This is a genomic window from Wolbachia endosymbiont of Oryzaephilus surinamensis (assembly GCF_025617515.1).
In the GTDB taxonomy this organism is placed as follows: domain Bacteria; phylum Pseudomonadota; class Alphaproteobacteria; order Rickettsiales; family Anaplasmataceae; genus Wolbachia.
In genome coordinates this window covers 876,544-901,826 of sequence record NZ_CP092526.1, presented here as the reverse complement: position 1 = coordinate 901,826, position 25,283 = coordinate 876,544, and the positions used below count along the sequence as shown (strand labels likewise).

Annotated in this window: 25 protein-coding genes, 1 pseudogene and 1 riboswitch; of the genes and pseudogenes, 16 read left to right on the top strand and 10 right to left on the bottom strand. The window is 34.2% G+C overall.

Going from position 1 to position 25,283, the window contains the following annotated elements; all coding sequences use genetic code 11:
- Positions 1–10 precede the first annotated feature (10 nt).
- Positions 11–229, bottom strand: coding sequence for a BolA/IbaG family iron-sulfur metabolism protein (locus MJ631_RS03985; RefSeq protein ID WP_007302571.1), 219 nt, complete (start codon positions 227–229; stop codon positions 11–13).
- Between the two features lie 119 nt (positions 230–348).
- Here MJ631_RS03985 and MJ631_RS03980 point away from each other — a divergent pair, with 119 nt between their 5' ends.
- Entirely contained in the window at positions 349–1,263 is a 915-nt protein-coding gene (locus MJ631_RS03980) for a P44/Msp2 family outer membrane protein (RefSeq protein WP_019236934.1), read from the top strand.
- Positions 1,264–1,273: 10 nt separating this feature from the next.
- Here MJ631_RS03980 and MJ631_RS03975 read toward each other — a convergent pair whose 3' ends face one another.
- Complete coding sequence (locus tag MJ631_RS03975; RefSeq protein ID WP_082241867.1) at positions 1,274–2,596, bottom strand: malic enzyme-like NAD(P)-binding protein; 1,323 nt, start codon at positions 2,594–2,596, stop codon at positions 1,274–1,276.
- Positions 2,597–2,717: 121 nt separating this feature from the next.
- Here MJ631_RS03975 and pgsA point away from each other — a divergent pair, with 121 nt between their 5' ends.
- The 8 genes from pgsA (at position 2,718) to MJ631_RS03935 (ending at position 8,813) form a co-directional block, all read left to right on the top strand.
- On the top strand, positions 2,718–3,260 hold the full coding sequence (gene pgsA, locus MJ631_RS03970) for a CDP-diacylglycerol--glycerol-3-phosphate 3-phosphatidyltransferase (RefSeq protein ID WP_006012406.1): 543 nt from the start codon (positions 2,718–2,720) through the stop codon (positions 3,258–3,260).
- A 99-nt stretch (positions 3,261–3,359) separates the two neighbouring features.
- Complete coding sequence (locus tag MJ631_RS03965) at positions 3,360–4,316, top strand: hypothetical protein (RefSeq protein WP_007302576.1); 957 nt, start codon at positions 3,360–3,362, stop codon at positions 4,314–4,316.
- A gap of 67 nt (positions 4,317–4,383) precedes the next feature.
- Positions 4,384–5,070 carry an outer membrane protein assembly factor BamD gene (bamD, locus tag MJ631_RS03960; RefSeq protein ID WP_214303492.1) on the top strand — a complete coding sequence of 229 codons (687 nt, stop codon included), beginning with the start codon at positions 4,384–4,386 and terminating at the stop codon, positions 5,068–5,070.
- A 7-nt stretch (positions 5,071–5,077) separates the two neighbouring features.
- On the top strand, positions 5,078–5,818 hold the full coding sequence (locus MJ631_RS03955) for a YebC/PmpR family DNA-binding transcriptional regulator (RefSeq protein ID WP_214303493.1): 741 nt from the start codon (positions 5,078–5,080) through the stop codon (positions 5,816–5,818).
- Complete coding sequence (locus MJ631_RS03950) at positions 5,815–6,855, top strand: M23 family metallopeptidase (RefSeq protein WP_214303494.1); 1,041 nt, start codon at positions 5,815–5,817, stop codon at positions 6,853–6,855. The genes MJ631_RS03955 and MJ631_RS03950 overlap by 4 nt, the downstream gene beginning before the upstream one ends.
- Complete coding sequence (locus MJ631_RS03945; protein ID WP_019236939.1) at positions 6,839–7,708, top strand: SPFH domain-containing protein; 870 nt, start codon at positions 6,839–6,841, stop codon at positions 7,706–7,708. The genes MJ631_RS03950 and MJ631_RS03945 overlap by 17 nt, the downstream gene beginning before the upstream one ends.
- Before the next feature lie 76 nt (positions 7,709–7,784).
- Positions 7,785–7,888: riboswitch (TPP riboswitch) on the top strand.
- On the top strand, positions 7,877–8,161 hold the full coding sequence (locus MJ631_RS03940; RefSeq protein ID WP_052265050.1) for a SemiSWEET family sugar transporter: 285 nt from the start codon (positions 7,877–7,879) through the stop codon (positions 8,159–8,161). (Overlaps the previous riboswitch by 12 nt.)
- Positions 8,133–8,813 (top strand): thiamine diphosphokinase, encoded by a 681-nt coding sequence (locus MJ631_RS03935; RefSeq protein ID WP_052265049.1) that lies wholly within the window; start codon positions 8,133–8,135, stop codon positions 8,811–8,813. Before MJ631_RS03940 ends, MJ631_RS03935 begins: the two co-directional genes overlap by 29 nt.
- Positions 8,814–9,357: 544 nt before the next feature.
- Here the strand turns inward: MJ631_RS03935 and MJ631_RS03930 are convergent.
- Positions 9,358–11,334: an ankyrin repeat domain-containing protein gene (locus MJ631_RS03930; RefSeq protein ID WP_007302582.1), complete on the bottom strand. Its 1,977-nt coding sequence runs from the start codon at positions 11,332–11,334 to the stop codon at positions 9,358–9,360.
- 78 nt (positions 11,335–11,412) lie between these two features.
- Positions 11,413–12,561, bottom strand: a complete 1,149-nt coding sequence (locus MJ631_RS03925; protein WP_214303343.1) for a Bcr/CflA family efflux MFS transporter — start codon at positions 12,559–12,561, stop codon at positions 11,413–11,415.
- A 149-nt stretch (positions 12,562–12,710) separates the two neighbouring features.
- On the opposite strand from MJ631_RS03925, the gene ubiE reads away from it, so the two are divergent.
- From ubiE to argS, 5 genes are all read left to right on the top strand, one after another.
- Complete coding sequence (gene ubiE, locus MJ631_RS03920) at positions 12,711–13,409, top strand: bifunctional demethylmenaquinone methyltransferase/2-methoxy-6-polyprenyl-1,4-benzoquinol methylase UbiE (RefSeq protein WP_214303344.1); 699 nt, start codon at positions 12,711–12,713, stop codon at positions 13,407–13,409.
- A gap of 159 nt (positions 13,410–13,568) precedes the next feature.
- On the top strand, positions 13,569–15,266 hold the full coding sequence (locus MJ631_RS03915) for an ABC transporter ATP-binding protein (protein WP_214303345.1): 1,698 nt from the start codon (positions 13,569–13,571) through the stop codon (positions 15,264–15,266).
- A gap of 684 nt (positions 15,267–15,950) precedes the next feature.
- A complete protein-coding gene (locus MJ631_RS03910; RefSeq protein WP_262986182.1) occupies positions 15,951–16,334 on the top strand; it encodes a hypothetical protein in 384 nt (127 codons plus the stop codon).
- Positions 16,335–16,593: 259 nt separating this feature from the next.
- Positions 16,594–17,262, top strand: a complete 669-nt coding sequence (locus MJ631_RS03905; RefSeq protein WP_262986181.1) for a hypothetical protein — start codon at positions 16,594–16,596, stop codon at positions 17,260–17,262.
- 181 nt (positions 17,263–17,443) lie between these two features.
- Positions 17,444–19,144: an arginine--tRNA ligase gene (gene argS, locus MJ631_RS03900; protein ID WP_096097177.1), complete on the top strand. Its 1,701-nt coding sequence runs from the start codon at positions 17,444–17,446 to the stop codon at positions 19,142–19,144.
- 62 nt (positions 19,145–19,206) lie between these two features.
- On the opposite strand, the gene ccmA is transcribed toward argS, so the two are convergent.
- Both ccmA and MJ631_RS03890 read right to left on the bottom strand, forming a co-directional pair.
- Positions 19,207–19,830: a heme ABC exporter ATP-binding protein CcmA gene (ccmA, locus tag MJ631_RS03895; protein WP_007302587.1), complete on the bottom strand. Its 624-nt coding sequence runs from the start codon at positions 19,828–19,830 to the stop codon at positions 19,207–19,209.
- A 3-nt stretch (positions 19,831–19,833) separates the two neighbouring features.
- Positions 19,834–20,265, bottom strand: a complete 432-nt coding sequence (locus tag MJ631_RS03890) for a hypothetical protein (protein WP_064085636.1) — start codon at positions 20,263–20,265, stop codon at positions 19,834–19,836.
- Positions 20,266–20,694: 429 nt separating this feature from the next.
- On the opposite strand from MJ631_RS03890, the gene MJ631_RS08240 reads away from it, so the two are divergent.
- Both MJ631_RS08240 and MJ631_RS08235 read left to right on the top strand, forming a co-directional pair.
- Positions 20,695–21,414 (top strand): hypothetical protein, encoded by a 720-nt coding sequence (locus tag MJ631_RS08240; protein WP_262986180.1) that lies wholly within the window; start codon positions 20,695–20,697, stop codon positions 21,412–21,414.
- Between the two features lie 26 nt (positions 21,415–21,440).
- A complete protein-coding gene (locus MJ631_RS08235; protein WP_262986179.1) occupies positions 21,441–22,601 on the top strand; it encodes a hypothetical protein in 1,161 nt (386 codons plus the stop codon).
- 258 nt (positions 22,602–22,859) lie between these two features.
- Here the strand turns inward: MJ631_RS08235 and MJ631_RS08230 are convergent.
- The 4 genes and pseudogenes from MJ631_RS08230 to MJ631_RS03865 form a co-directional block, all read right to left on the bottom strand.
- A pseudogene (locus MJ631_RS08230) lies at positions 22,860–23,001 on the bottom strand (IS3 family transposase); the annotation flags it as partial.
- Between the two features lie 73 nt (positions 23,002–23,074).
- Positions 23,075–23,482 carry a nucleoside deaminase gene (locus tag MJ631_RS03875; RefSeq protein WP_007302590.1) on the bottom strand — a complete coding sequence of 136 codons (408 nt, stop codon included), beginning with the start codon at positions 23,480–23,482 and terminating at the stop codon, positions 23,075–23,077.
- Positions 23,483–23,499: 17 nt separating this feature from the next.
- On the bottom strand, positions 23,500–23,772 hold the full coding sequence (locus tag MJ631_RS03870) for a hypothetical protein (RefSeq protein ID WP_262986178.1): 273 nt from the start codon (positions 23,770–23,772) through the stop codon (positions 23,500–23,502).
- Positions 23,763–25,175 carry an IS4-like element ISWosp2 family transposase gene (locus tag MJ631_RS03865; protein ID WP_214303148.1) on the bottom strand — a complete coding sequence of 471 codons (1,413 nt, stop codon included), beginning with the start codon at positions 25,173–25,175 and terminating at the stop codon, positions 23,763–23,765. The genes MJ631_RS03870 and MJ631_RS03865 overlap by 10 nt, the downstream gene beginning before the upstream one ends.
- Between the last annotated feature and the right edge of the window lie 108 nt (positions 25,176–25,283).

Genomic DNA, 25,283 nt, shown 5'->3' with positions numbered 1-25,283 from the left:
CACCTTAATTTTAAGCTCCAGTTTCTAGTTGCAATGCATGTATAGATTGACCTTCAAGAGCCTTATATACCATTCTATGTTGTTCTATTTTTGTCCTTCCAGAAAAACACTGGGAAGTTATTTTTAAATGGTAGTGATCATCATCTCCAGCAAGATCCTTAATCTTTATATCGGCACCAGGGAATGACTGTTTGATAATTTTCTCTAATTCATGAACTGCAACAACCATTGATTCACTTTAAATTACAATACTCTTATTCTAAATCTAAAACAACTGAGCGCAATAAAAAATTGCTACATAAAAAATAGAAGTATGTTAGCATAAAAGTGAAATTATGTGAGGTTTATATGGCGAATAAAAGATTTAAATTTACATACCTACTAACTTTGCTCACTTTTTCATTTAGGTGCTTATCTTATGATAGTGAAATAAATAATTTAAAGAATTTTTATATTCAAGCTAACTATTTTGGAGCATTTTTCAATGCAATAGGTTCTCTAAAAGGAAAAGAAGATGCAGGTGAAAATGTAACGGAAGGTGTTTTTAGCTTTAATGAGGAGGAGAGGATTGAGGCTGGATATAGTCCTAAATACGTTCCAGGACTTGCAGGTGGTGCTTCAATAGGATATGTATTCAAAAATATGAGAGTTGATCTTGAAGTTCTATATTCTCAGACTAACTTAGATGATGAAGATTACTCAGATAAAGGAAAAGCAAGATATATTGAACTTCGTCGTAATGATGATGTTTCTGTTGGAACAGAACGTAAATCACCTTGGAGAAGTGGAAAAGTTGATATTGAAATTCAAGAAAAGCCGCCTAATGTTCAAGTAAAGTTCAAAGCTGCATTTAAGATGAAAAATGAAGGTTTTAATAATTTGGCTGGAATGATCAATGTGTATAATGATTTTAACGTCGGAGAAATGCTCTGCATTCCATATTTTGGAGTTGGTGCAGGTGTAACTAAGGTTAAATTTTTAGGAAAAACCAGATATGCTTTGGCTTACCAAGCAAAGCTTGGTGTTAATTATCCACTTACAACAAACACTCAAGCGTTTGCTGGTTTACGCTATTTTGGTATTCTTGGTAACGAATTTAAAGGTATTCTGCCAGTAGCAAAGATACTAGCTGGCGAAAAATATATTCCTGCTGGTAAAAGCAATGAAGTTGATGAAACTGCACGTATGCAATCAACAACTACAACAATTACCAATAGGTTTGGCATATATGGCTTAGAGTTTGGATTGGTTTATCGCTTTTAAATTTATCCAATTACGTATGTGAAGACAATAAATTGAGCGTGCTGAGAGCCTTAGCGAGGCGAGATTTTAATTGACTTGCATACTCATTCCAGTCCTCTATTTCCTTTCTTGCCACACCTGAGGTAACGGCAGCTTTTGCAACAGCAGGAGATACCATAGAAATTAATCTTGGATCAAATGGAGTAGGTATTATATATTCACGTCCATAGCTCATTTTACGACCGCCATAGGCTGCAGATATCTCATTTGGCACTGGCTCACGGGCAAGCTTCGCTATTGCATCTGCAGCTGCAATTTTCATTTCTTCATTTATTGTCGTTGCATGTACATCAAGTGCTCCTCTGAATATATAAGGAAACCCCATTACGTTATTGACTTGGTTGTTATAGTCTGACCTACCAGTTGCAATTATTGCATCTGGCCTTACAGACTTTGCAAACTCAGGCCTTATTTCTGGATCAGGATTAGCAAGAGCAAAAATGATCGGGTCTTTACCCATGCTTTTTAACATCTCTTCGCTGAGCACATCCTTTGCAGAGAGTCCGATGAATACATCAGCGCCTTTTATGGCATCAAGTAGAGAACGTTCTTTAGTGTCAATTGCATATTTTTCCTTCCACTTATTCATGTCCTCTTTTCTGTCTTTGTGTATTACTCCTTGTTTGTCACATAGCACTATGTTCTTAGCGCCCATGGACTTTAGTATTTCCAAACACGCAATACCAGCTGCTCCAGCACCATTCATGATGATCTTGACATTCTCTAATTTCTTTTCAGCAATATCGAGGGCATTTTCTATACCAGCTGCAACAACTACTGCAGTGCCATGTTGATCATCGTGGAACACCGGAATATCCATCAACTCATTTAGACGTTTCTCTATTATAAAACAATCAGGAGATCTTATATCTTCTAGATTTATTCCCCCCCAACTTGGACCAAGATACCTTACTGCATTGATGAAATCTTCTATGTTTTCTGTGTCAACTTCTATATCAATTGCATCAATGTCAGCAAAACGCTTAAATAAAACAGCTTTGCCTTCCATGACGGGTTTTGAAGCAAGAGGACCGATATTGCCAAGTCCCAGCACTGCGGTGCCATTTGAAATGACAGCCACATAATTGCTTTTTGCCGTGTAATCATAAACAGCTTTAGGATTTTTAGCTATTGCAAGGCATGGGGCTGCAACACCAGGGGAATAAGCAAGTGATAGGTCATGCTGTGTGGATAAGGGTTTTGTTGGTATAACTGATACCTTACCAGGTTTACCACTTTTATTATGGTACTTAAGTGCTTCTTGTTTTGTGGTGTTATCTAAATCATTATTCATGCTTTGAGCTTATTGTTAGTAATTTCCTAAGTATATGGGGTTTTTATGAATGTTCAACTATTAGCTTGTGAACTCTATTGTACTTCTGTATAAATTTATCTACTACGTAGGGTGATGTGACATGCTTAAGAAAAACGTGCCTAATTTGCTAACAATTTCTCGTGCGCTCGCAATACCGGCAATAATATCAAGCTTTTATATAGAGAGTAAGTATGCAAGTCTAATAACAATATTGATCTTTATGTTTGCGTGCATTACAGATTTTTTTGATGGTTATTTAGCGCGTGCATGGAAAGTCCAATCGAATTTTGGCAAATTATTTGATCCAATTGCCGACAAGTTAGTAGTAGCTTCAACAATAATCATGCTAGTTTATAAGCATAAGATAGATGATATTACAATTATACCGTCAGTTATAATTGTTTGTAGGGAGATATTAGTTTCAGGCTTGCGGGAGTTCTTGATAGCTACAAACGTTAGTTTACCTGTGAGTAAGGCTGGGAAAATTAAAACATTTTTGCAGATGGTTGCTATAGTAGCGTTAATAATGAGTGATTATGAAGCAACTAAATATATAGGTGTGGTTTGCTTATGGGCTGCGGCTGTTATGACTATGTGGTCAGGCTATAATTACGTTCTAGCTGGCATCAAACAGATTGACTAAATTGCTTAAGAGTATACAAAGAAAGTTAATAATTTCATAACATTGACTTAGTAATTAAAATCCTATATAATGTATTAGTTCATAAGTTGGTCTGTTCATATGACTAGTATTACAGGCACTAAGTTTTTTTTAAAAAGATCCAAAGGTAAAAAAGGTGCTAAAATGGAAGATTTTTTCTGGGATTTTTGGCCAACAGTTGATGAAGAAGTCAGAAAAGAAAGAGAGGAAGAAAAAAGCAAAAAGCTCGAACAAGAACTATTAACACTAAAAAAAAGAGAGCTACATAGGAAATGTGTATCATTGGTAACAATGGTTCCATTTGCATTATTGATGGCAATTGAGCTCGAAAAAACATGTAGCGATCAGGTATTACTTGGCCTTATAAGCAGCTCATTAGGCCATACTATATTACCTTTCACAGTCTTATCCCTTATTTGCACGCTATATTTAATTTATAATAATAGAAAAATAGCACAAAAAGAACGAGAATTGGAGAATATTGAAAGTGGGAAAACAGTAGAAAAAGAAAAGAGAGACCTTCCTTGTACCGTTGATGATTACTTTAACTATGCTGATGCTGCTTTAGTTACATTAGTTATTGTGGCTAGCATAGTAGGTGAAGCATTGGAGCAAGGAATAATAGGAGACGTAGCTTTTTCAATTTCTAGTCTATTTTACTTTGTAGCGAGTGCTACTTTCTGCTATCGCGAGTACAAGAAAAGTAAAAAATATGAAGTAGAAAAAGAGCAAGACTTTGATGAGAAGTTTGAAAAAAAGACAAGCAATATGTCTTCAGCTAAGTTAATGCTCGCTGGTTCTTCTTTATTACTAATCAGGAAAATAATATTGATTTCTGGAGTAGCATTAGCATCATCTGCTGTTGGGCCTGCTTTAGGTCTGGTAGGTATTGCTCTTTTGATGGTAGGAAGTGGATTGATCACACATTCTTATAGTAGAAAGCTAGAGAACGTAGAAGTGAGTGGAAAGGGTGTTGCAATAGGTGGTGGTGCGAGCAATATAGGTAATGGTGGCCAAGAGACGCTTTTCGTTCGATGATAATGCCAAAAATTTGTTTATTTAGGTAATATTTAGTCTATACTTTATTTTGATCAAAAAAAATCTTATGTATAAGACTTTAATCATATGCTTTTTTCTTCTGACTTGCCCCTTCACGCAGTTATATGCGAATGATCTTGAACACACTGAAACTGAACTATATGAGGAGGCAGTTAAGCTTTATGATCAGAAAAAATATAAGCAAGCTATTAGAGCATTTCAAAAGATAGAGGATTTGTATCCTTTATCTTATTGGGCAATGAAAGCAAAATTATTATCTGGAGTTTCTTACTATAATATGGGTAACTACAGCAGTGCTGCAAGTGATATAGATGATTATATATACGTTTATCCAAATGGTGAAGATTTGCCATATGTATATTACTTAAGAGTATTATCTTATTACATGCAAATTAATAAAGTGCAGCTTGGGCAACAAATTGCATATAAAACTTTAGAGCTAGCTACTGAATATATTAATCTTTTTCCGAATAGCGAATATATAGAAGAGATCAAAGAAAAAGAAAAATTAATCACAGAACATATATCAAAAAAAGAGTATTCTATTGGTGAATTTTACCTAAAGCGTGGTGAATATTTAGCAGCAATTAAGCGTTTTCAAGATATGATAAGCAATAAAGATTCTAAATATTCTTCTAGAGTTATTAGTTATTTAATAACAGCTCACTTAGCTCTTGGCCTTGACTTAGAAGCTGAGCAGTATGAAAATATGTTAGCAGAAGGGGTGAATTAGTTTTCTTATGGCTGGTCATTCACAGTTTTCAAATATAAAACATCGAAAAGGTGCTCAGGATGCAAAGCGCTCGCAAAAATTTACGAAGCTCATTAGGGAAATAACAGTTGCTGCAAAACAAGGGCTGCCTGATCCCGAGCTTAATCCACGTCTTCGCTCTGCTATCTTTGCTGCGCGAAAGGAAAATCTACCAAAAGATAAAATAGAAACAGCAATAAAAAATGCAGCTGGTAACGTTGCTGGAGAAAGTTATGAAGAAATACAATATGAAGGCTGCGGACCTTCTGGTGCTGCACTTATTGTCCATGCTCTGACAAATAATCGCAACCGAACTGCTTCTGAGATACGTTATATCTTTTCTCGCAAAGGCGGTAATTTGGGAGAAACAGGATGTGTGAGTTACCTTTTCGATCATGTAGGCTTAATTGTCTATAAAGTAGAGGGTATAAATTTTGAAGATTTATTTAACTATGGAATTGAATTAGAAGTATTGAATGTTGAGGAAAATAACAAAGAAGAATTATATGTTATAACTTGTGAAGTAAAAGACTTTGGTAAAGTACGTGACGCTTTCTATACAAAATTTGGAGAACCAGAACTTGCTCGTCTTTCATGGCAACCAAAGGACCTGATTAAAGTTAGCGACAAAGAATTAATTGATAAATTATCTACATTAGTTGAAGAGCTAGAAGATAATGATGATGTGCAGTATGTTGAAGGTAATTTTATTTTTGCTGATAAACTATGAGGCTGGTAATACTTCCACTGCTTTGTATTTTACCAGCATATTCAACTGAAACATTTGCGCAGAAAGACTATTGTCATTCCAGTGCCCAGACACTGGAAATTGATTGTAAACAGCACGCTATACAACATTTTCGATTAAAAAACTGGTCAAGCACTGGAATGACACTAACCCACTCTCCAGTGTTATTCCAAGACGGGATCAGAAAAAAAGAAGCTACAGAAAGTGATAGAAAGCTATCATTCATATCCAGTGACATAAAATCCTCTTTTTTTGATGCAGGAGGTTTGGCGCCAAATACGGTGATGAAATTAATCAACGTATATAAAGATTTTGGTATAGATTTTAAAAAAGACATTGTGCCAAAAGGTAAGTTGGAGGTTCTTTTTGAGAAATCGCTCGGTAATCAGAAAGCTGAAGAAAAAATTTTATATACTTCGCTGACAACAAACAATAAAGCCATTAGCTTATATCATTATAAATCGCAAGACGGCAAAGAAAGGTATTTTAATAAAGAGGGGGTAAGCTTGAAGAGTAGCGAAATTTTTGTAAGTCCTTTAAACGGAGATTTTCGTATATCCTCGAATTTTGGTAATAGAAAGCATCCCATTCATGGTAAAATTGCTTTTCACAAAGGAGTAGATTATGCAGCTAAGCTTGGCAGTCCCATATATGCTGCTGCAGAGGGTGTGGTAGAATATATAGGAAAGAATGGTGGCTATGGAAATTACATCAAAATAAAACACAAAAATGAATATTCAACTTGTTACGCACATATAAGCAAATTTAGTAGCGATATAAAGTTAGGCTCTAAAGTAAAGCAGGGGCAGATCATTGCTTATGTCGGCAGCACTGGTGTTGCAACAGGACCTCATTTACATTATGAAGTTATATATAATGGTAAACATATTGATCCGCTTACGATAGCTCATGGCAATGAGATAAAGTTGCCTGATCGTGAATTAAGAGAGTTTAAATTATTTGTAAGTAAGGTAGATGAAATAATCAGCAGAGAGGGTGCAAGTGAAAAAGCAATCTGATGAAGACAGTACAGATAAAAATACAATAAATGATAGAAATCTAAGTAAAATTCGGGCTTTTCCTGTACTAATAGCGCTAGGGTTAATTTTATTGGTACTTTTTGTGTATGACAGCACAATTGCACTTGGAGTTGCTGCTGTTTCAATATTGACTTTTTCTCAAGGATTTTTCGTTAATGATCCTAATGAAGCAAGAGTGATAGAGTTTTTTGGTCATTATATTGGAACTTATTTTAAGTCTGGAATATGCGTAACGCTTCCGTTTTCGAGTAAATATAGAGTTTCTTTGAAATTTCAGAATATCAATACAGAAAAAATTAAAGTTAATGATGCTAATGGAAGTCCGATAGAGATTTCAGTAGTAATTGTTTGGAGAGTGAGCAGTCCTGCGAAGGCATATTATAATGTTAATAATTATCATGATTTTGTTTTTGTGCAAAGTGACTCGGTAATTAGAGAACTGGCAAGTAATTATCCGTATGATAGCGAAAACGATGAAGAATCTTTGCGTAAAAACTCTGACAAAATTTCAAATGAATTGCGGTCAATGCTACAACAAAGATTGAATATTGCTGGAATTGAAATTGCAGAAGCAAGAATATCGCATTTGGCCTATTCATCTGAGATTGCACAAGCAATGCTGAGGCGTCAACAAGCACATGCCATCACCTCTGCAAGAAAGCATATAGTGCAAAATGCAATAGGAATTATCGAAGAAGTAATAGCCCATTTTGAAAAAAATAAAAGCTTACAATTGGATGGAAAACAAAAGGTTCAATTGATAAACAATTTGCTAGTTGCTCTGATCTCTGAGCAGGATGCACAGCCGACTATTAGTTTGGATAATAATTAGCATAGAAGCCGATTGGGTTTCATGAATGCAAGTCACTGTTAATTTCTTGATTAATAGACTAAATGATGTTATAAATTACACGCATTAGGGGTGCTCTAAAAAAGCTGAGAGTACATAAAGTACAACCCTTTGAACCTGACTCTTGTTAAAACAAACGTAGGAAAATGTATGTATGTAAATATTGAAGAATGCTTTGGCTTCATCGCGTTCGTTACATCTCTCATTGGGTTATTGCCTCAAGTATATAAAGCATATATCACAAAACTTACTCGTGACGTATCGATGCTAATGTTGGTGAGTTATCTTATTTGTTCATCATCTTGGCTTATTTACGGTATTTGTCAGGGTTTAGCTTTTGTGATACTCAGTAATATTGCTGGATTAGTGATCAGTATAATATCAATTGTTCAAAAATGTTACTACGATGCAAAAACTGCACGGAGCGTTTTATAACCATATGCTACATTGTAGCGTGGAGCAAGAATATCGCTCTATTGTAGTGCTAAATGGAGAAATACCTGATTCATCGTTTTTTAAACAAGATATACCTGTTATTGCTGTAGATGGAGGAGCAAACAAGCTTCTATCAATTGGCGTAAAACCTGATCTTGTAATAGGAGATTTGGATAGTATAAATCCGAATTTACGTGCTAACTTAAATACAGTATATCTACCTGATCAAGATTATTGCGACTTTTCTAAAGCAATGGCTCACTTAAAAACAGTAAAGTTATTGCCATCAATAGTAACGGGTATTATTGGAGGAGCAATTGATCATATACTACAAAATATTAACTTTTTTTTAAGTACAGATAGTATCTTTTATATGCCTTCGCCTCCCATGGTGGGGTACGCCTTACAAAAAGGTATTAGCTATTTTTCCTCTTTGCTAAAAAATACTAAAATATCCTTACTTGGTATACCGAAAGCTCAAATATCAACTAAAGGATTAAAATGGGAACTATGCCATAGTAACCTTGCTTTTCCAGGAAAGAATTCTTGCTTTAATCGAAGTCTAGGCAATGAGTTATCTATAGAAATACACAGCGGCGTGTGTTTAGCAATGATATATTTAGAAGCAGTAAATGATGATGGTGTGTATTGAGTTAAAACATTAAGAAAAAAAAAGTAGAAAAACCGTGTTAACACTAATTCTAAAAACTACAGGCGCCTGTTGTTAGCTAAAGTAAAGGTCAAATATCTGGAATTCTGGACATAAAATCCTCCTGTATAAAAAAGATTCAGAATGTACACACAACAGATGTAGCTGAATTTTTATTGAAAAATTGGTTAAAAGGTCTGCAGACCAAGATAAATTTTGAGCTCTCTAAATATCTCTACCATCATTATAATGGCATCTTGAGTATGCGGAAGCAATTTTTTCATTAAAATAAAAAATTTTATTCTACAGCTTAAAAAGGAGTTTGCTAATTTTCACACTGAATCGGATTTCACTACTCAAACCTAGAAACTTTAATGTATCAAGGTATCTGTTCAGGGGAATGTTCAAGTCAGTGCTCCCTTTCTTGTCATTCCAGTGCTTGACACTGGAATCCATTATACTCCGTAAATTTAACTGGGTGCCAGTGTCAGCTACTTTCATGACATCAACTGATTTTCCTTTGAATGCCAGTTATGCAAGAAATCTATTATATAATATTATTGTCACCCTCTTGATAGTTTGTTAGCTCCTCTCCTCCTGAGTTACTTGGTGCAATTATTTGATCATATTCAGTTGATGGTTCATCAGATCCAAACAACCATGAAAAAAAGCCACCAAAAAATGATGCAATTAAAGAAAAGGGCTTCATAATTATATTAAGCAAATTATCGAAAAAAGAGCTCGGTTGCTCTTCATTTGTCGATACTCTATTTTGTGTAGGTTCTGCATAAGGAAGATGTCCATTATCAGCAGCTTCAATTTTTACATCACTTTCTTCTTCTGCACTGATCTCCTGTGATTCTTCCTCTTGTTCTTGTAAACTTAGTTGGGCATTACCTTCTTGCTCAGCATCTTCCTCTTGACCTACTTCATTATCTTTTGATGCTATACTGTCATCAATTTTTTTGGGGGGTTTTAGTAATAGAGTTTTTATTTCTTCTGTGCTAGCTAAATCTAAAGGAGTCTTTCCATATTTATCTTGTGCATTAACATTTGCTTCTGCGTTTATTAGAGCTTCTACTATCTCTTTTCTATCATAGTTTGCAGCCCAATGTAAAGGAGTCCTCTCATCCTTATCTACTGCGTTAACATTTACTTCTGCGTTTATTAGAGCTTTTACTATCTCTTTTCTACCATATCCTGCAGCCCAATGTAAAGGAGTCCTCTCATCCTTATCTACTGCATTAACATTTGCCTTCATTCCTATTAGAATATCGACCATCTTTTCACGGCTCCACGATACATTAGGCAATGTATTCCAGTTGTTTTTTTCAATTACCAGGTGTAAAGGAGTCTTTCCATCTATATTTTGTAAATTAACATTGATACTTTCTACTTTCAGTAGATCGTCCAATTCAGGTATCTCCATCGCTTTCTTTTTTAAAAAAAAATGCAAAGGAGTCTCTTTATTTTTATCTGTTAGATTAACATTGATGCCTTTTTTGTTCAGTAGAGTATAGAATTTATCTGTATCTATATCTAGGTCTATTTTTTGAAGAATTAAATGTAAAGGGGTTTCTCCTGCATTATTTTGTGCATTAACGTCTGCTCCTTTATCAAGTAGAAATTTTACTATCTTTTCTGTATCTTTATATCTACTTTTAGCAGCAAAATGTAAAGGGGTACTTAGATCATCACTTTGTGCATCAACCTTTGCTCCTTTGCTGAGTAGAAATTCTACTACGTCTTTATGTCCATATTTAGCAGCAAAATGTAAAGGGGTGCTTAGATCATCACTTTGTGCATCAACCTTTGCTCCTTTACTGAATAGAAATTCTACTACACCTTTATGTCCATTTTGAGCAGCCAAATGTAGAGGAGTCTCTTCAAATTCATTTTTTGCATCAATTTTTGCTCCTTTGCTGAGTAGAAATTCCACTACGTCTTTATGTCCATTTTGAGCAGATAAGTGTAGAGGGGTCTCTTCAAATTCATTTTCTGCGTTAACCTGTACTTTTTCTTCTCTATTTAACAGATTTTCTACATCATCAATATTACCGCTTTTAGCAGCTTCAAGCAATTTGTCATTGGCATCTTTTATGCTTTGTAATAGATTTTTTATTTCTTCTGTCTTAGCTAAATCTAAAGGAGTCTGTCCTTTATCATTTTTTGTATTAACATTTGCTTCTTTCTTTAATAGGTCTTCTACTGCTTTCAAGTCGCCAAGTCTGGCAGCCAGATGTAGAGAAACCTTACAATGCTCAGCTTTTACTTCTTCGTATTTATTTAACACGTGGCGTTCTCGAGAAGAGTCATAAGCAATAAAATCTGCTCCATTATCTAATAGAACTTTTGCTATATAAGAATGATTATTTTTAACAGCCCAATATAGAGAATTACCTTGAGATCCATCATATGCATTAACATCAGCTTCTTCAATTATTAGGCGCTTTGCTTCATTAAGATCACCTCTTTTAGCAGCATCAAGTAAAGCAGCATCTATATTTCTGATTGAATAATTCATTTAACACTTCTCTATAAAATTGCATTACTATAGTAAGGTAATTAATAATTCATGAAATCTGGGTTGTAGAAATAATGATTATCCTTCGTGTTTTTCAGTATATTTAAGTAAACTATATATAAGAATTGCAATTATAGAACATACAACTGTTAATAGTAAATTTGGTAAAATGCCATAAGAAAAGAATTTTCCTACTATGTATATTCCAACAGCCCCAAACATCATATTGCAAAATGAGAGAACTGCACTACCAAGCCCTATACTTTTGACCGTTTCTAAAGCAGAAGTTACGTTATTGCTGATTACGAGTGCAAGTCCTATATTGCTTGGAATCCAAAGAACTTGAAGAATAAGTACGTTCAATTTGTTCATGAAATAAAAATATACCAATAAACCATCAGATATTATTGGTAATACCAAACCTATGATTAGCATCTTGCTCACTCCTATTTTTGGTACGTACCTTCTGTTAATTAAAGTGCCGATTACGTAAAATATGACTATGATTGATATGAGATAGCCAAAATATTGTACTTCAATACCCATTGATTCAAATATGAACGGATAGTTAGCAATGTATGCCCAAAGCCACATGAAAGTTAATCCATGAATGGCTGAAAACCCAAGAAAACGATAATTCTTAAATATTAATATATACTGCTTGAAGATATTAATGCTGGCTTTACTTTTATTTACGGTCACCGTTTCTTGTAGTTTCGAGTAAATAAAAATGAGCATAATAATTGCAGCAAGTGATATGATAAAAAACAAAAATTTCCAACTATAACCATGTGAAATTATATAACTGCCTACCACTGGAGCTATTCCAGGTGAAAGCGCTACTACCATATTTAACTTTGAGATTACTCTTGAGTATTCACTACCTGAGTACATATCCCTGATTGCTGCATATCCGACAACGCCTGCAACACCAGCTCCAGCTCCTTGTATAAAACGGATTAATATTAAAAGTATAATATTATCAGCTATGCAACATACAATACTTGCCAAAGTAAAAATTGTCATACCAATAAGCATTATTAGGCGCCTACCATAATAGTCTGACAATGGGCCATAAATTAATCCAGATATTGCAATTCCTAATAAATTTAAACTGATCGTAAGCTGCGCTATATTACCTTTCACCTTAAAATAGTTGGCAATACTTGGCAATGCAACTGAGTATAAGTCTGTTGCCATATCAACAACTGCTACAGATAATATCATAATAAGAGAGATGATATTTTGTGAAAAAGCTGTCGACACTAATGATTTACTGGATTAAATATGTTTAATTGTAGTATATTTTTCTCATTAGTATATTAATTTAACTGCTAAAGTTTAAAATAATTATGTAAGCAATCTCTATATAAAATATGGATAAATCACAACTAGTTAAAGAGGTTTTCGATTCTGTAGCAAATTGCTACGACATCATGAATGATATAATGAGTTTTGGAATGCACAGGCTATGGAAGGATAAGATGGTAAATAGTGTGCATTTTAAAAAGCACTCCAAGGTTTTGGATATTGCTGGAGGAACCGGAGATATAGCTATAAGAATAGCAAGAGGGGAGCCAAGTGCTCAAGTTACAGTATGTGATATAAATCAAAACATGCTGGACAAAGGGTGTGATAAAGCTATAAATTCAAATCAGCTAAATTTCAATTGGGTATGTGCAAATGCAGAGAGTTTACCATTTGAAGATTCCGAATTTGATTATTATACAGCAGCTTTTGGTATTCGAAACTTTTCCGACCGTAAGAGGGCTTTAAGTGAAGCATATAGGGTATTGAAGCAAAATGGACAATTTGTCTGCTTGGAATTTGCCCCTATGCATTATCAAAATGAGATATTCACCAAATTTTATGACTTATACTCATTTAAAGTAATTCCTAAAATTGGCAGCATAGTTGCTAAAGATAAGGGTTCTTATGAATATCTAGTAAAAAGCATAAGAGAATTTCCAACTCAGACTAACTTTAAAATGGAAATTGAAGAGGTAGGCTTTAAGAATGTTGAGTTCCACAATATGAGTTATGGAATAGTAGCATTACATATTGGAACAAAATAAACTCTGGTCTATTCAGTAGTTTTTTTGCTAACTTTCTGTAATTTCGCAGCGTTTTTCCTTCAGAAGCTAAAGTTTCTTGAACGTATTGTTCTAAGGAAGTACACTGTAGACTAATGCTGTAACTTTTTCCTGAAGCTAAATACTTAACTTTAAAATAAAATGCAATCTAACATTAAGCAGTTATTTTACTATATAAAACCTAGTTTACATTATTTTACCGTAGCGTTTATTGCAGTTCTATTTTCAGCTTTAACGATTCTTCTTTTTGGTAGGGGCTTAAGCAACATAATTGATTCTGGCGCAGAGCATAATTTTACTACTAATCTATTAGTTGCAATACTGATAGTTTTAGGCATCTCTCTCACTGCATTTATTCGGTTATATTTCATTGGCATTGGAAGCGAAAAAGTTATCGCAAGAATCAGATATGACTTATATAGCAGTATTACTGATTTACAACCAAGTTTCTTTGAGAATACAGGTGTGCAAGATGTTATCTCAGCATTAATTACTGATACCTCTGCATTGCAATCGATAATAAACAGCAGCTTATTGACAATATTGAGGAATTTTGTGGTACTAACTGGTAGTGTTGCAATGCTGTTGTATACAAATCTACATCTAACCGCATATGCAGCTGCAATAATACCTATACTGCTCATTGTCATGACTTCACTTGGGAAAAAAGTACGCAATTATGCACGCTTTGCTCAGGATAAATTAAGTGAGCTTGCATCATTTAGTGAGGAAAATTTTAGATCTATAGTAACTATCAAATCGTTTGTACTCGAAGAAAATGAAAAAATCCATTTTCAGAAACATCTAAACTCAGTATCAAAATCATACGTAAAATTAGTACTCTTGCGTGCTATTTTAGTAACTCTAGTTATCACGTGTGTGATAGGTTCGCTAGTTGTTTTGCTTTTTTTGGGAATAAAAGAAGTCTTAAGTAATAATATGACCATTGGAGAACTCTCCTCATTTGTGTTTTATTCAGCACTTGCTGCAGGGGCTGTAAACAATCTAAGCGATAACATCAGTGATTTGCAACGAGGTCTTGGAATTGTAGAGCGTTTATTTGAATTTATGAACATGCAAAGCTCTATATTAGATAATGATAATCCTATAAGGATCAATAGTGTTCAAAAAGGAATTTCGTTTAACGATGTAACATTTTTTTATGCTGATAAGCCAGCATTAAATAACGTATCATTTTCTATAGAGGCAGGCCAATCAGTATCAATTGTTGGACCATCTGGCAGTGGCAAGAGCACCATTTTAAAGCTTTTGCTCCGTTTTCACGATCCAAGTGAAGGCAGTATTACTATCGATGGACAGAATATTAAGACAATTGCGCTAAATGATCTAAGATCGCTGTTTGGCTTAGTACCACAAGATCACATGATATTTTCTTGCTCAATAATGGAAAATATACTATATGGTAAACCAGATGCTGAATATGAAGAGGTGAAGCAAGCAGCTATCAGTGCGTATGCAATGGAATTTATTGATAAGCTGCCGGATAAATTTGATACATTTGTAGGAAAAAGAGGACTAAAGCTTTCCGAAGGACAAAAGCAACGTATTATAATAGCAAGAGCAATACTGAAAAATCCTCAGGTTTTAATACTGGATGAAGCAACCTCTGCCCTTGATTATAAAAGTGAGAACCTCGTGCAAAAAGCACTGAGCAAATTAATGCAAAACAGAACAACAATTATAATCACACACAGACTATCAACCGCACTCAAAACTGACAAGATTATAGTGATCAATCATGGAAGAGTAGAGGAAGTAGGAACTCATGACTCTCTAATGAGTAAAGATGGGCTGTATGCAAAATTGGTGAAGATATAGTAAAAACTGAAGGAAAATTTAAATCGTAACATTAGTCTCTATACTAGATTTAGCAATTAAGTTATTAAATCTTTAATTATTTTAAAGTACAATAATATCATAGTATTTTTCAAAGGATTATTATGGTTTATAATTACAGTAATTTACCAAAATTGCCATTTACGGCTTATAATTTACCAGCAGCTTTACCAGTACCAGTATCGAACTGTGCACAAGCTTGTACACCTCCATTTGTACCTTGTGCTACTAATTCCTGCCATAATTATTTTAACTCGCATCATAACTATTATGACACATGTCATAATCCTTGTGATGGATTTGGTTTTTTTTATTAGAAGATTGTTTTTAAACAATTCATAAACGCACGTGCTGCCATCTAAGAGCACATGGTCTCCCATGTGCTTCACATTTTGCTTAAAAATATAATAAGCAGGTGCTTGCTTGTCATTTGCAGTGGCTATAGCAGTTCTACAAAAATTAACACAACTAGTTTGACTACTGACAGCTCCTTCTTGGAATCTTATCATTATTCTGCTCATAGTAAAATTTCTAAGCTCTAATATCTATTACTTGTATAACGGCTGGAAAGGAAATTTTAAATATATCAATCTTAGTATTAAGATTATAAATTTATTAACTATTTTATCCTATAATAGTCTAATAGTTATTTTTTAAAGGATATTTATGACTCACTATCACACTTCATCTCCAAAAAACGTTTGTTCTCATAATACCAAAACTTCTTTTCCAGGCTGTAAATCAATATGCATTCCTGATAAAGATGAGCATTGTCATACTACTCGTTTATGTCACAGTCAAGACCCGTTTTTCAAGCATCATTGTACTCCATACCACTATGATTATAACTCACATTGTAAACATGGTTATGACCCATGCTACGGTAATAATCACGGTTATGGTCATGGTACAACAGCATCATGGTATCATGCTCACGATTCTGGTAACACAGTAGTGTTAAATGTACCATGTTGTGGTTGGGGAACAAGAACTGGGATAGGAACTGATACAGTTGCAAAATTAGCTCCAGAGCACAACGATTTATTTTGAAGGCGATAAAACTTAGTGAGGGTGTAAAAGGTGTGAAGGACGTGTAGTGATACTATGTGCTGAAAGCATAATGCGACGATAGGTATAGCACTGATGTGATATGGTAATAACATAACAATTTATACTATAGATATGGGGTATGTATTATGCCCTTATATCTATAGATTTAGAGCTTTATTAATAACTAATTCGGCGTGTAATTTTTTACCTTGTTCTATTAATAATTTTATATATAACTCTAATTGTATCGGAGATTTCTATGTTAAAGTATAATCTTAATAACCAGTATGATAATAAAACATATACTAGTGTTACTGATAATCTAACGAATGCTGTTCAATATGAAGAAGATAGGGAAAAACTTACCGCAGATGAAGTAGATAAAAAAGATGAGGTAAAACCTACCGCAGATGAAGTAGATAAAAAAGATGAGGTAAAACCTACCGCAGATGAAGTAGATAAAAAAGATGAGGTAAAACCTACCGCAGATGAAGTAGATAAAAAAGATGAGGTAAAACCTACCGTAGATGAAGGAAATAAGGTAAAACCTACCGCAGATGAAGTAGATAAAAAAGATGAGGTAAAACCTACCGCAGATGAAGTAGATAAAAAAGATGAGGTAAAACCTACCGCAGATGAAGTAGATAAAAAAGATGAGGTAAAACCTACCGTAGATGAAGGAAATAAGGTAAAACCTACCGTAGATGAGTGTAAACTACACCCATGCTGCAAGTATTATTATAATTTGTGTTTCAACGATTGTTATGATTCATGTTGTAGTAATCATGACGTAGCATGGTTTAATACTTGCGACGATGGCAACACAGTAATGCTGAATACAACTTGGGATTGGGAAATAGAACTACCTGGAATTATATGGTATCCGGAGTTTTTTGACTTTGGTTATTCTGAATTAATGTTGATCTAAGTTTATGGTTTCAGAGTATAATGCTATGATATACGAAAAGTTGCTGTCTAAGTTTAATCTATCAAGTGTTACATCAGCCTGTTAAAGCAAAAGAGAAAATGAAGGTAAAATAGTTAAGATAACCCTTCAACTCCTTCCATTTATCAACTATACTGCTACAGATTTTATAGCTTTTTAGTTAATGAACATTTTCAAGCAGATTTCCTCTCTAATTTCCAGCAAATTAAATGAGTTGAAACAAAGGGGTGTCATAAATACAAGTGCAGAAAATTTTATTGTGGAACCTCCAAGCAATAGAGCACATGGTGATATTTACACAAATGTTGCTATGGTGCTTGCAAAGCATGAAAAAAAGAATCCAATTGAGATTGCAGGGATCTTAGCAAGAGAATTTAAACCTTTTGATGAAGTTGCAGAAGTGGAAATAGCAAGCCCCGGTTTTATCAATATGCACTTAAAAATAGAAGTGTGGCATGGGATTTTGAAACAAATAAATGAGCTAAAAACAGAGTTTGGCACTCTAAATATTGGAAATAATCAAGCTGTCAATGTTGAATTTGTATCGGCAAATCCAACAGGCCCTCTGCATATTGGTCATGCAAGAGGAGCAGTGTTTGGTGATGTTCTGGCAAATTTACTAAAGAAAGTTGGCTATAATGTTACTAAGGAGTACTATATCAATGATGCTGGAGCACAGATAGATACGCTAATTCGGTCAGTATATTTGCGGTATAAGGAAGCTCTGGGAGAAAAAATTAGCATTGAAAAGGGTTTATACCCAGGTGAATATTTAAAGCCAATAGGAGAGGGATTAGCTAAAAAATATGGCAAGGAGCTTAGAGCAGAGGAAGATAACCAGATAATTAGAGAATATACTTTAAGTTCTATTTTAGAACTCATAAAGGAGGACATGAGCTTGCTTGGAGTAAATCATGATGTCTTTACTTCAGAGTATGAGCTACGTGGCAAAATCGAAGAGAGTATAAAGATATTATCTGACAAGGGTCTAGTGTATGAAGGGTACCTGGAGAAACCAAAAGGCAAAGAAAGTGAAAATTGGACTTCCAGAAAAGAAATGTTATTTCGCTCTACAAAATTTGGCGATGATGTTGACCGCGCATTGAAGAAAGAGGACGGCAGTTGGACTTATTTTGCCTCAGATATCGCTTACCATTTTGATAAGATATCGCGTGGTTTTAACAATATGATCGTAGAGCTTGGTAGTGACCACGGTGGTTATGTCAAAAGGCTAAAAGCAGTCGTCTCTGCGCTCAGTGATGATCAAGCAAAAATAGAGGTAAAACTGCATAATATTGTGAATTTTTTCGAGAATGAAAAACCTGTTAAGATGTCCAAAAGATCAGGAAACTTCCTAACAGCAAGAGATGTAGTGGAGGAAGTTGGCAGGGATATCACTCGTTTTATAATGCTGACACGCAAGAATGATATGGTCTTGGACTTTGATTTTGCTAAAGTTAAAGAACAATCAAAAGACAACCCTATTTTTTATGTGCAATATGCGCACGCCCGTGCTCATTCGTTAATGCGTAATGCTCCAAAAGAGCTCCCAACAGCAGACCCTTCACTTTTAAAGACAGATGGGGAGCTATTCCTCATAAAAACCTTAGCAAAGTGGCCAGATGTGGTAGAAATATCTGCAAGGCTTTGTGAGCCACATAGAATTACTTTCTACTTACTTGAAGTTGCAGAAGCGTTTCACGTTTTATGGGGATATGGCAAAAGTGATTTAAATATGAGGTTTATACTGGAGAATAACTTAAATCTCACCGCTGCAAGAATGTTTCTCGTCCAAGCCTTAGCACACGTCATTGCTTCTGGACTTTCGATTTTTAATATAGAGCCTTTGAAAGAGATGAGTTAATTTTAATGCGTAATATTAAATGTGATAATAAATTATTGATGTAAGTACAATAAGGCCAAAAATTATACAAGAGGTCTGTTAAAATCACGTATGTCGATTGTCTTGAAGTCACACAATTGTTCTGTAGAGCTATGTCCTGTAATAATTACTGTACCGTTCTGCTCAGAGCGTATTGAGATTAGGTTCAATACTAATTCACATGTTGTGCTATCAAGATTACAGAAAGGTTCATCTATCAGCCAGATATTTGCATTAGAAATTAAAAGGCGGGCAAGCGCAACTCTTCTTTTCCAGCCTGCAGAAAGTTCACCATATCTAATGTTAAATACAGGTTGCAACTCTAAACAATAAGCAGCTGCCATAACTGATTCTCTAGTGTTCCTTATTCTTGCCCAGAATTCTATGTTTTCACCAATTGTTAAGCTATCTTTACAGGCGTTTTTATGTCCTACGTAAACCATGGAAGATATAAAGGATTTTGGATCATCATATATGTCTTTTCCGTAGTATCTTATATTGCCTGATACTGGCGGTAAGAGTCCAGATAAACTTCTGATTAAGCTGGTTTTGCCGCTACCATTTGGACCAGTGATTAAGATTTTTGATTTTGGCTCAGCTTTAAAATTGAGGTTTTTAAATAATACTTTGTTATTACGAGCACAGGATAGATTTTTACATTCAAGCATGGATTATCTGCCTTTTCCTTTATATTTACCCTTAGTTGAAGACTGAGCTTTTATAAATAGCTCCCAAAATCCTTTCTTATCACCTTCTCTGTGTATCAATTGTGCAAAATGTTTCATTAAACTATTACCCATCATAACCATCTTTGTCCATTTACCTAACGGTTTTGCTATATCAACTATTTCTAGATCTTCTTTGTAAACTTGCATATTCTTTTGTTTCTCCCTTAGCATTTCCTGTTGTTTCATCAACTCTTTTTGCTTATTTTTTTGATACAATTCATTAAATCTTCTATTTTCTTCCCACTCTTCTTTGAGAACTTTTAGAGGAAATATAATTTTTCTAATATGATTTTTGTATATTTTTCTCAAAAAGAGAAATACTGCAATTATAGTAAGTAATATCGTGCTATATGTAATGATTTGTCCGAACGGCATTTTTATACTCAGCTTATTTGCAAGCGGTATTTACAATTATACCATAACTATAGAAATTTTACAATTTTTTTCTGGATAAAGATAGTAGACTAAAAATTTCTAAAGGACAAAAGCAACGTATTTACGTACAGGCTATCAACTACTACACTCAAAACTGACAAGTGATTAATCATTGGAGAGTAGAGGAATCACGGCTCTCTAATGAATAAAGATGGACTGTGTCAAGCTGGTGAGTAAGGTGGAAATTGAATAATTGTTGGTTATCATGCTAGATCTACAATATAAGTTATAAAATTTTTAATCATTTTGGCTTATAATAATTTCTGAATTAACCTTAGATTTCCTGAGCTGTGGTTTCTTTTACCCATGTTGAATTCCTAGCTTTTATACTCTAATTTAATTCCAGTTTTGACTATATAGGAGGTCACAATGTCAAACAATATCTATAGCGATCAAGTTAATAATAGTAATTTATATGCCAACAAACTTTTTTATGGTGAAGAGGGTGAGCAAGTCGAAAATCTAGGAGATCAGGTTGCGGAAAAAGAGGATGATAAATCAGAAGAAGATTTACTTCGTGACTGTAGAGATGAAACTAAGAAGGCAAAAGATAAGTTAATACAGTGTAAAAAAGATGCTGTGGAATCACAAAGAGAAATTACAAAATTAGAAGCAGAAGCTAGTGAATTAAAGTCACAGGTTCAAGAAGAAAGAGAGAAGGTAGAACAAACTAAGAATGAAGCTGAGGCAAAAGTTGATAAGTTAAAATTACAGGTTCAAGAAGAAAGAGAGAAGGTAGAACAAACTAAGAATGAAGCAAAAGCAGAAGTTGATAAGTTAAAATTACAGGTTCAAGAAGAAAGAGAGAAGGTAGAACAAACTAAGAATGAAGCAAAAGCAGAAGTTGATGAGTTAAAATTACAGATTCAAGAAGAGAAAGGGAAGGTAGAACAAACTAAGAATGAAGCTGAGGCAGCAAAAGCAGAAGTTGATGAGTTAAAATTACAGGTTCAAGAAGAGAAAGGGAAGGTAGAACAAACTAAGAATGAAGCAAAAGCAGAAGTTGATAAGTTAAAATTACAGTTTCAAGAAGAAAGAGAGAAGGTAGAACAACTAAGAATGAAGCTGAGGCAACAAAAAATGAGTTAATACAGTGTAAAAAAAATGCTGAGAAGATGAAAGAAAACGGTGGACAGGCAATTAATCAGGAAAAATGTGATGATATTAAAGCAGAAGCTGAACAAGCAAAATTAGAAGCTAAACTAGCAAAAGAGGAAATTTTGAGGTACAAAATTGAACAGGAGAAAGAAGAAGTGATGCAGAGTAAGATTGAAGGAGTAAAAGAAGAACTTTTAAAGTGTAAAATTAACATGGCAAAAGCAGAGACTGAGTGGTATAAAAAAGCAGCTGAAGAATGTAAAAATGAGAAAAGAATCGGTACAGATAAACCTAGTATTAAGGTAGGGAATGAAAATGATAGAGGCAAACATGTTACCAATGAGGACGATCGCACTGATAAAGATAAACCTAGTATTAGGGGAGAGGATGAAAATGATAGAGGCAAACATGTTACCAATGAAGGAGGGAATGAAAGTGGAGAAATTACATCTCGAGAAATAACACCAGATCTTAGCCTACCAGGAATTTGTGGGCCTAAGGCTACTTTGTATAAATCGAATAATAAGATAGGTTGTCAAGGTTTTAATACATCTGATTTATTAAAAGAACTCTATCCTGAGATGTATAGTAATTCTAAAATTGTGCCATATATAGAAAAGGGATCAGAGGGTGTTTATGGTGCAGTAAATTTTAAATTTGCCTTTACTGATAATATTAGTTCAGCAGCCAACTTTAGTAATACGAAATGTCTTAAATGTATTGATAGTCCACAAGAGTTAGCTTGTCAGGACGAGAAGGTTAAGAGTTTCTGCCAATCTGGCAATGATTATACTAATAAAGAATTAAACAAGAATTTTTTTTCTAGAGAATCATGTCCTGATCTCATCAAAGACCCCAGTGGAGCAAGTATTGTGAAAGCAAAACAAGTTGCACCATTGATACTTGTTAATACCTCAGGACAAATGATAGATAAAGAGGGCAATAATACTCAAGTACAATATAATTCATTAAAGCCTTATCTAAAGCTTAATGGTAAAATCAGGGACTGTGGAAATGATCAAAAGTGTAAAGATTATAATGCAATTATGGAGAAAGTTGCATGGGATAGTGATAAGGAAGTACTATTAAAAGCTGTCTTTGATAATGTGCAAAGAACAACTCCTTACTCTTATGATAATGAGGTTAGTTCTTTTCCCATTGATAATGAGTTGATATAAGAGAGAATGTTCTCTGGATTTTTTAGTTCAGAGAACACTTTTGTAGAAAAATAGAGTTGGTGACCTTACTCAAAAAAAAGTAGAGAAGAAGTTTTTGTTGTGAGAATAAATTTAGCAGAGTTTATAATATAATATTTAAGTTATTTATGATAAAAAATAGATTTTTTGCATAACCAGCCAGTCTGGGATTTAGCAAGAAAATCTAGATTCCAGCGTTACGCGCTGAAACTCTTTAAATTCCAGTAGTGCAAGAAATCTAATTTCTACGTATTCAAATATGGAAGTTCTAGTTTGCTGAACAGAACGTTGAGAAGTATCAATAAGAAGCTCCCTTTTGAGTAAACTTTTCTGCAACGGAGTTATCGTAATAACATCCCTTATGTACGTTGCATGAGCAGATTGGTCAAATATACGAAAGAGTTATAATACAGATTTTACTCAAAAAATATTGAAACAATCTCACACATCTTAAACTAAGTTCTCAATTTCTCAAAGAAATCTTTTAACAAAAGAGAACATTTTGTTTCTAATATTCCACCATAAACTTCAGGTATGTGGTTACAGAATTGAAATATTCTAGTGCCGTTTTCAACTCCTCCACCTTTGGGATTGTAAGCCCCGAAGTACAGACGTTTAATTTTTGCAAAAGAGATAGCTTGAGCGCACATCGGGCACGGCTCTAACGTTACGTACATTTCAGCTTCATAAAGCGTGGAAGTTGAAAATGCTTGTCTAATTGTTAACATTTCTGCATGTGCAGTTGGATCATTAGATATATTGTGTGCAGAGGAGATGATATTGTTTCCATTAACTATTACAGCACCTATTGGCACTTCGCCATCTTTCTGAGCAAGTTTTGCTTGCTCTATGGCAAGTGCCATGTATTGGTACTTAAACATTAGGTGCTTGGGTAAATATAATTTTCTTTTCTTGGCTTTTCTATTTTTTCTAGGTTATAGAATTCACTAAGGACTATTGTCCTTTTTACAAGGCTATCTATTTCTCGCTTTAAATATTTTTTTATTTCTTCTACCGATTTTAGTTCGTTTATAGCTACAACTACTTCTTCCATTATATCCTCTATAATTTGATCCTCCTCTAATTTATATATTATTTGTTCTACATGCCTATTCAATTCCTCGAAGGTCGCAGATCTTACTATTACCCACAAATATAAAGTTCGTGAGCAAGTCGCCATCCTTCTGCTAGATCAAAGAGACGTCTCCATCCTTTCCAAATAGTAATGGGGCCTGGTTCTAGATCATTTTTTCTAGCCAAATGTCCTCCAAGTTGAGCAATCCATGAAACAGCTTCTTTTATAGTAGGAGTTGCATTTGAACATGGTTTTCTATGTATTTTTACATATAGAACTTTCCATTCTTCTTCGGCTAATAAGGTAGTACACGGTAATGTTGGATCAGTTCTTGCAATTGTTGTAATAAAGAAAATTCTCCAAGCAATAATACTCATTACTGTTAAATATCGCATCAACCTTTCTGCTGTTCCAAGCCTACATTCTTCAACTTTGAGACCAGATTTTAAAATTTTATGTAATATTTCTATTTTCCATCTAAGACAATACCACCTAACTTTTTCAACAGCTTCATCAAAGGTATTGACTGGAAGATTTGTTAAAAGCATCCACTCTAGCGGATTTGTTTCAGAAGGAAAGTCTTTTTCAACAACGTAAACTGCATAGTGTGGTAATTTAAGTAATTCTTCTGTCTTATGCCTAATACTATTCTTAGATGGATGCATAATAAACTTTCCGAATCTAACTTCCAAATGTGCTGTTCTTTTTGGCTTATTATCTTTTGCAGGAACTTCAACTTTTACCGTACCTGCACAATGAGAGGATTTAATAAATTCCCATAACTTCTGCTCACCTTTTTCAGGATATCGAGATTTTCTATTTACTGCCCTATCTTTGGAAGCTCTAACTAACACTGCCGAATTAAGATTATATGCAAGCTCAAAAAACTCATATATATCTGCTTCTCTATCGCATATGGTTATAGTCTCAGTTTGAGTTGAATCAATAATGTTGTTTGTGTTGCTTAAAGTTTCTAACCATTTTATACTCTCTTTATCTTCAATGCGGATACTGTCATTGTTCTTTTTTTTTATGTTTTCAGATTCTTCAGGTCTTGAATAAATTTTTTGATCTAGTATCCCTAGTACCAAACCTTCTATACTAACAGCTAGAGCTGTATGCATTATAATACCTTGACTATGTTTTCTTGTAATAACTCCCAATCCACTTGTTTTTTCATGGTCTGTGTATGAAATATAACTTGTATCTTGGATCACAAAAATTTTTTTATGGGCTTTTGTTCTTTCAACTGTTTTAGCAACGTGTGAAGCTAGAATATCGCCTTCTTTCACGTTCTCATTTTGAAAAAAACGATATGCTGCTTTTGCTTCTGACCAACTTCCACACGCCTGATTGATTGAGCTTTCAGGTAAACTTGTAAAACTATCAGCAATATTTACTAATCGGTCAGTTAACCTTTTATCTCCAAGTACAGCATCTCCAAATTCATTTTCAGCCCATTCATTATTCCTGTTTGCCATTTTTTACCCTCAATGTTTGCAAACTTTAATGTTGTAATACTTTATTTTTATGTCCATTTATATTTGTGGGTAATAGTAAGGTCGCAGATCCATATGTAATGCTATCTT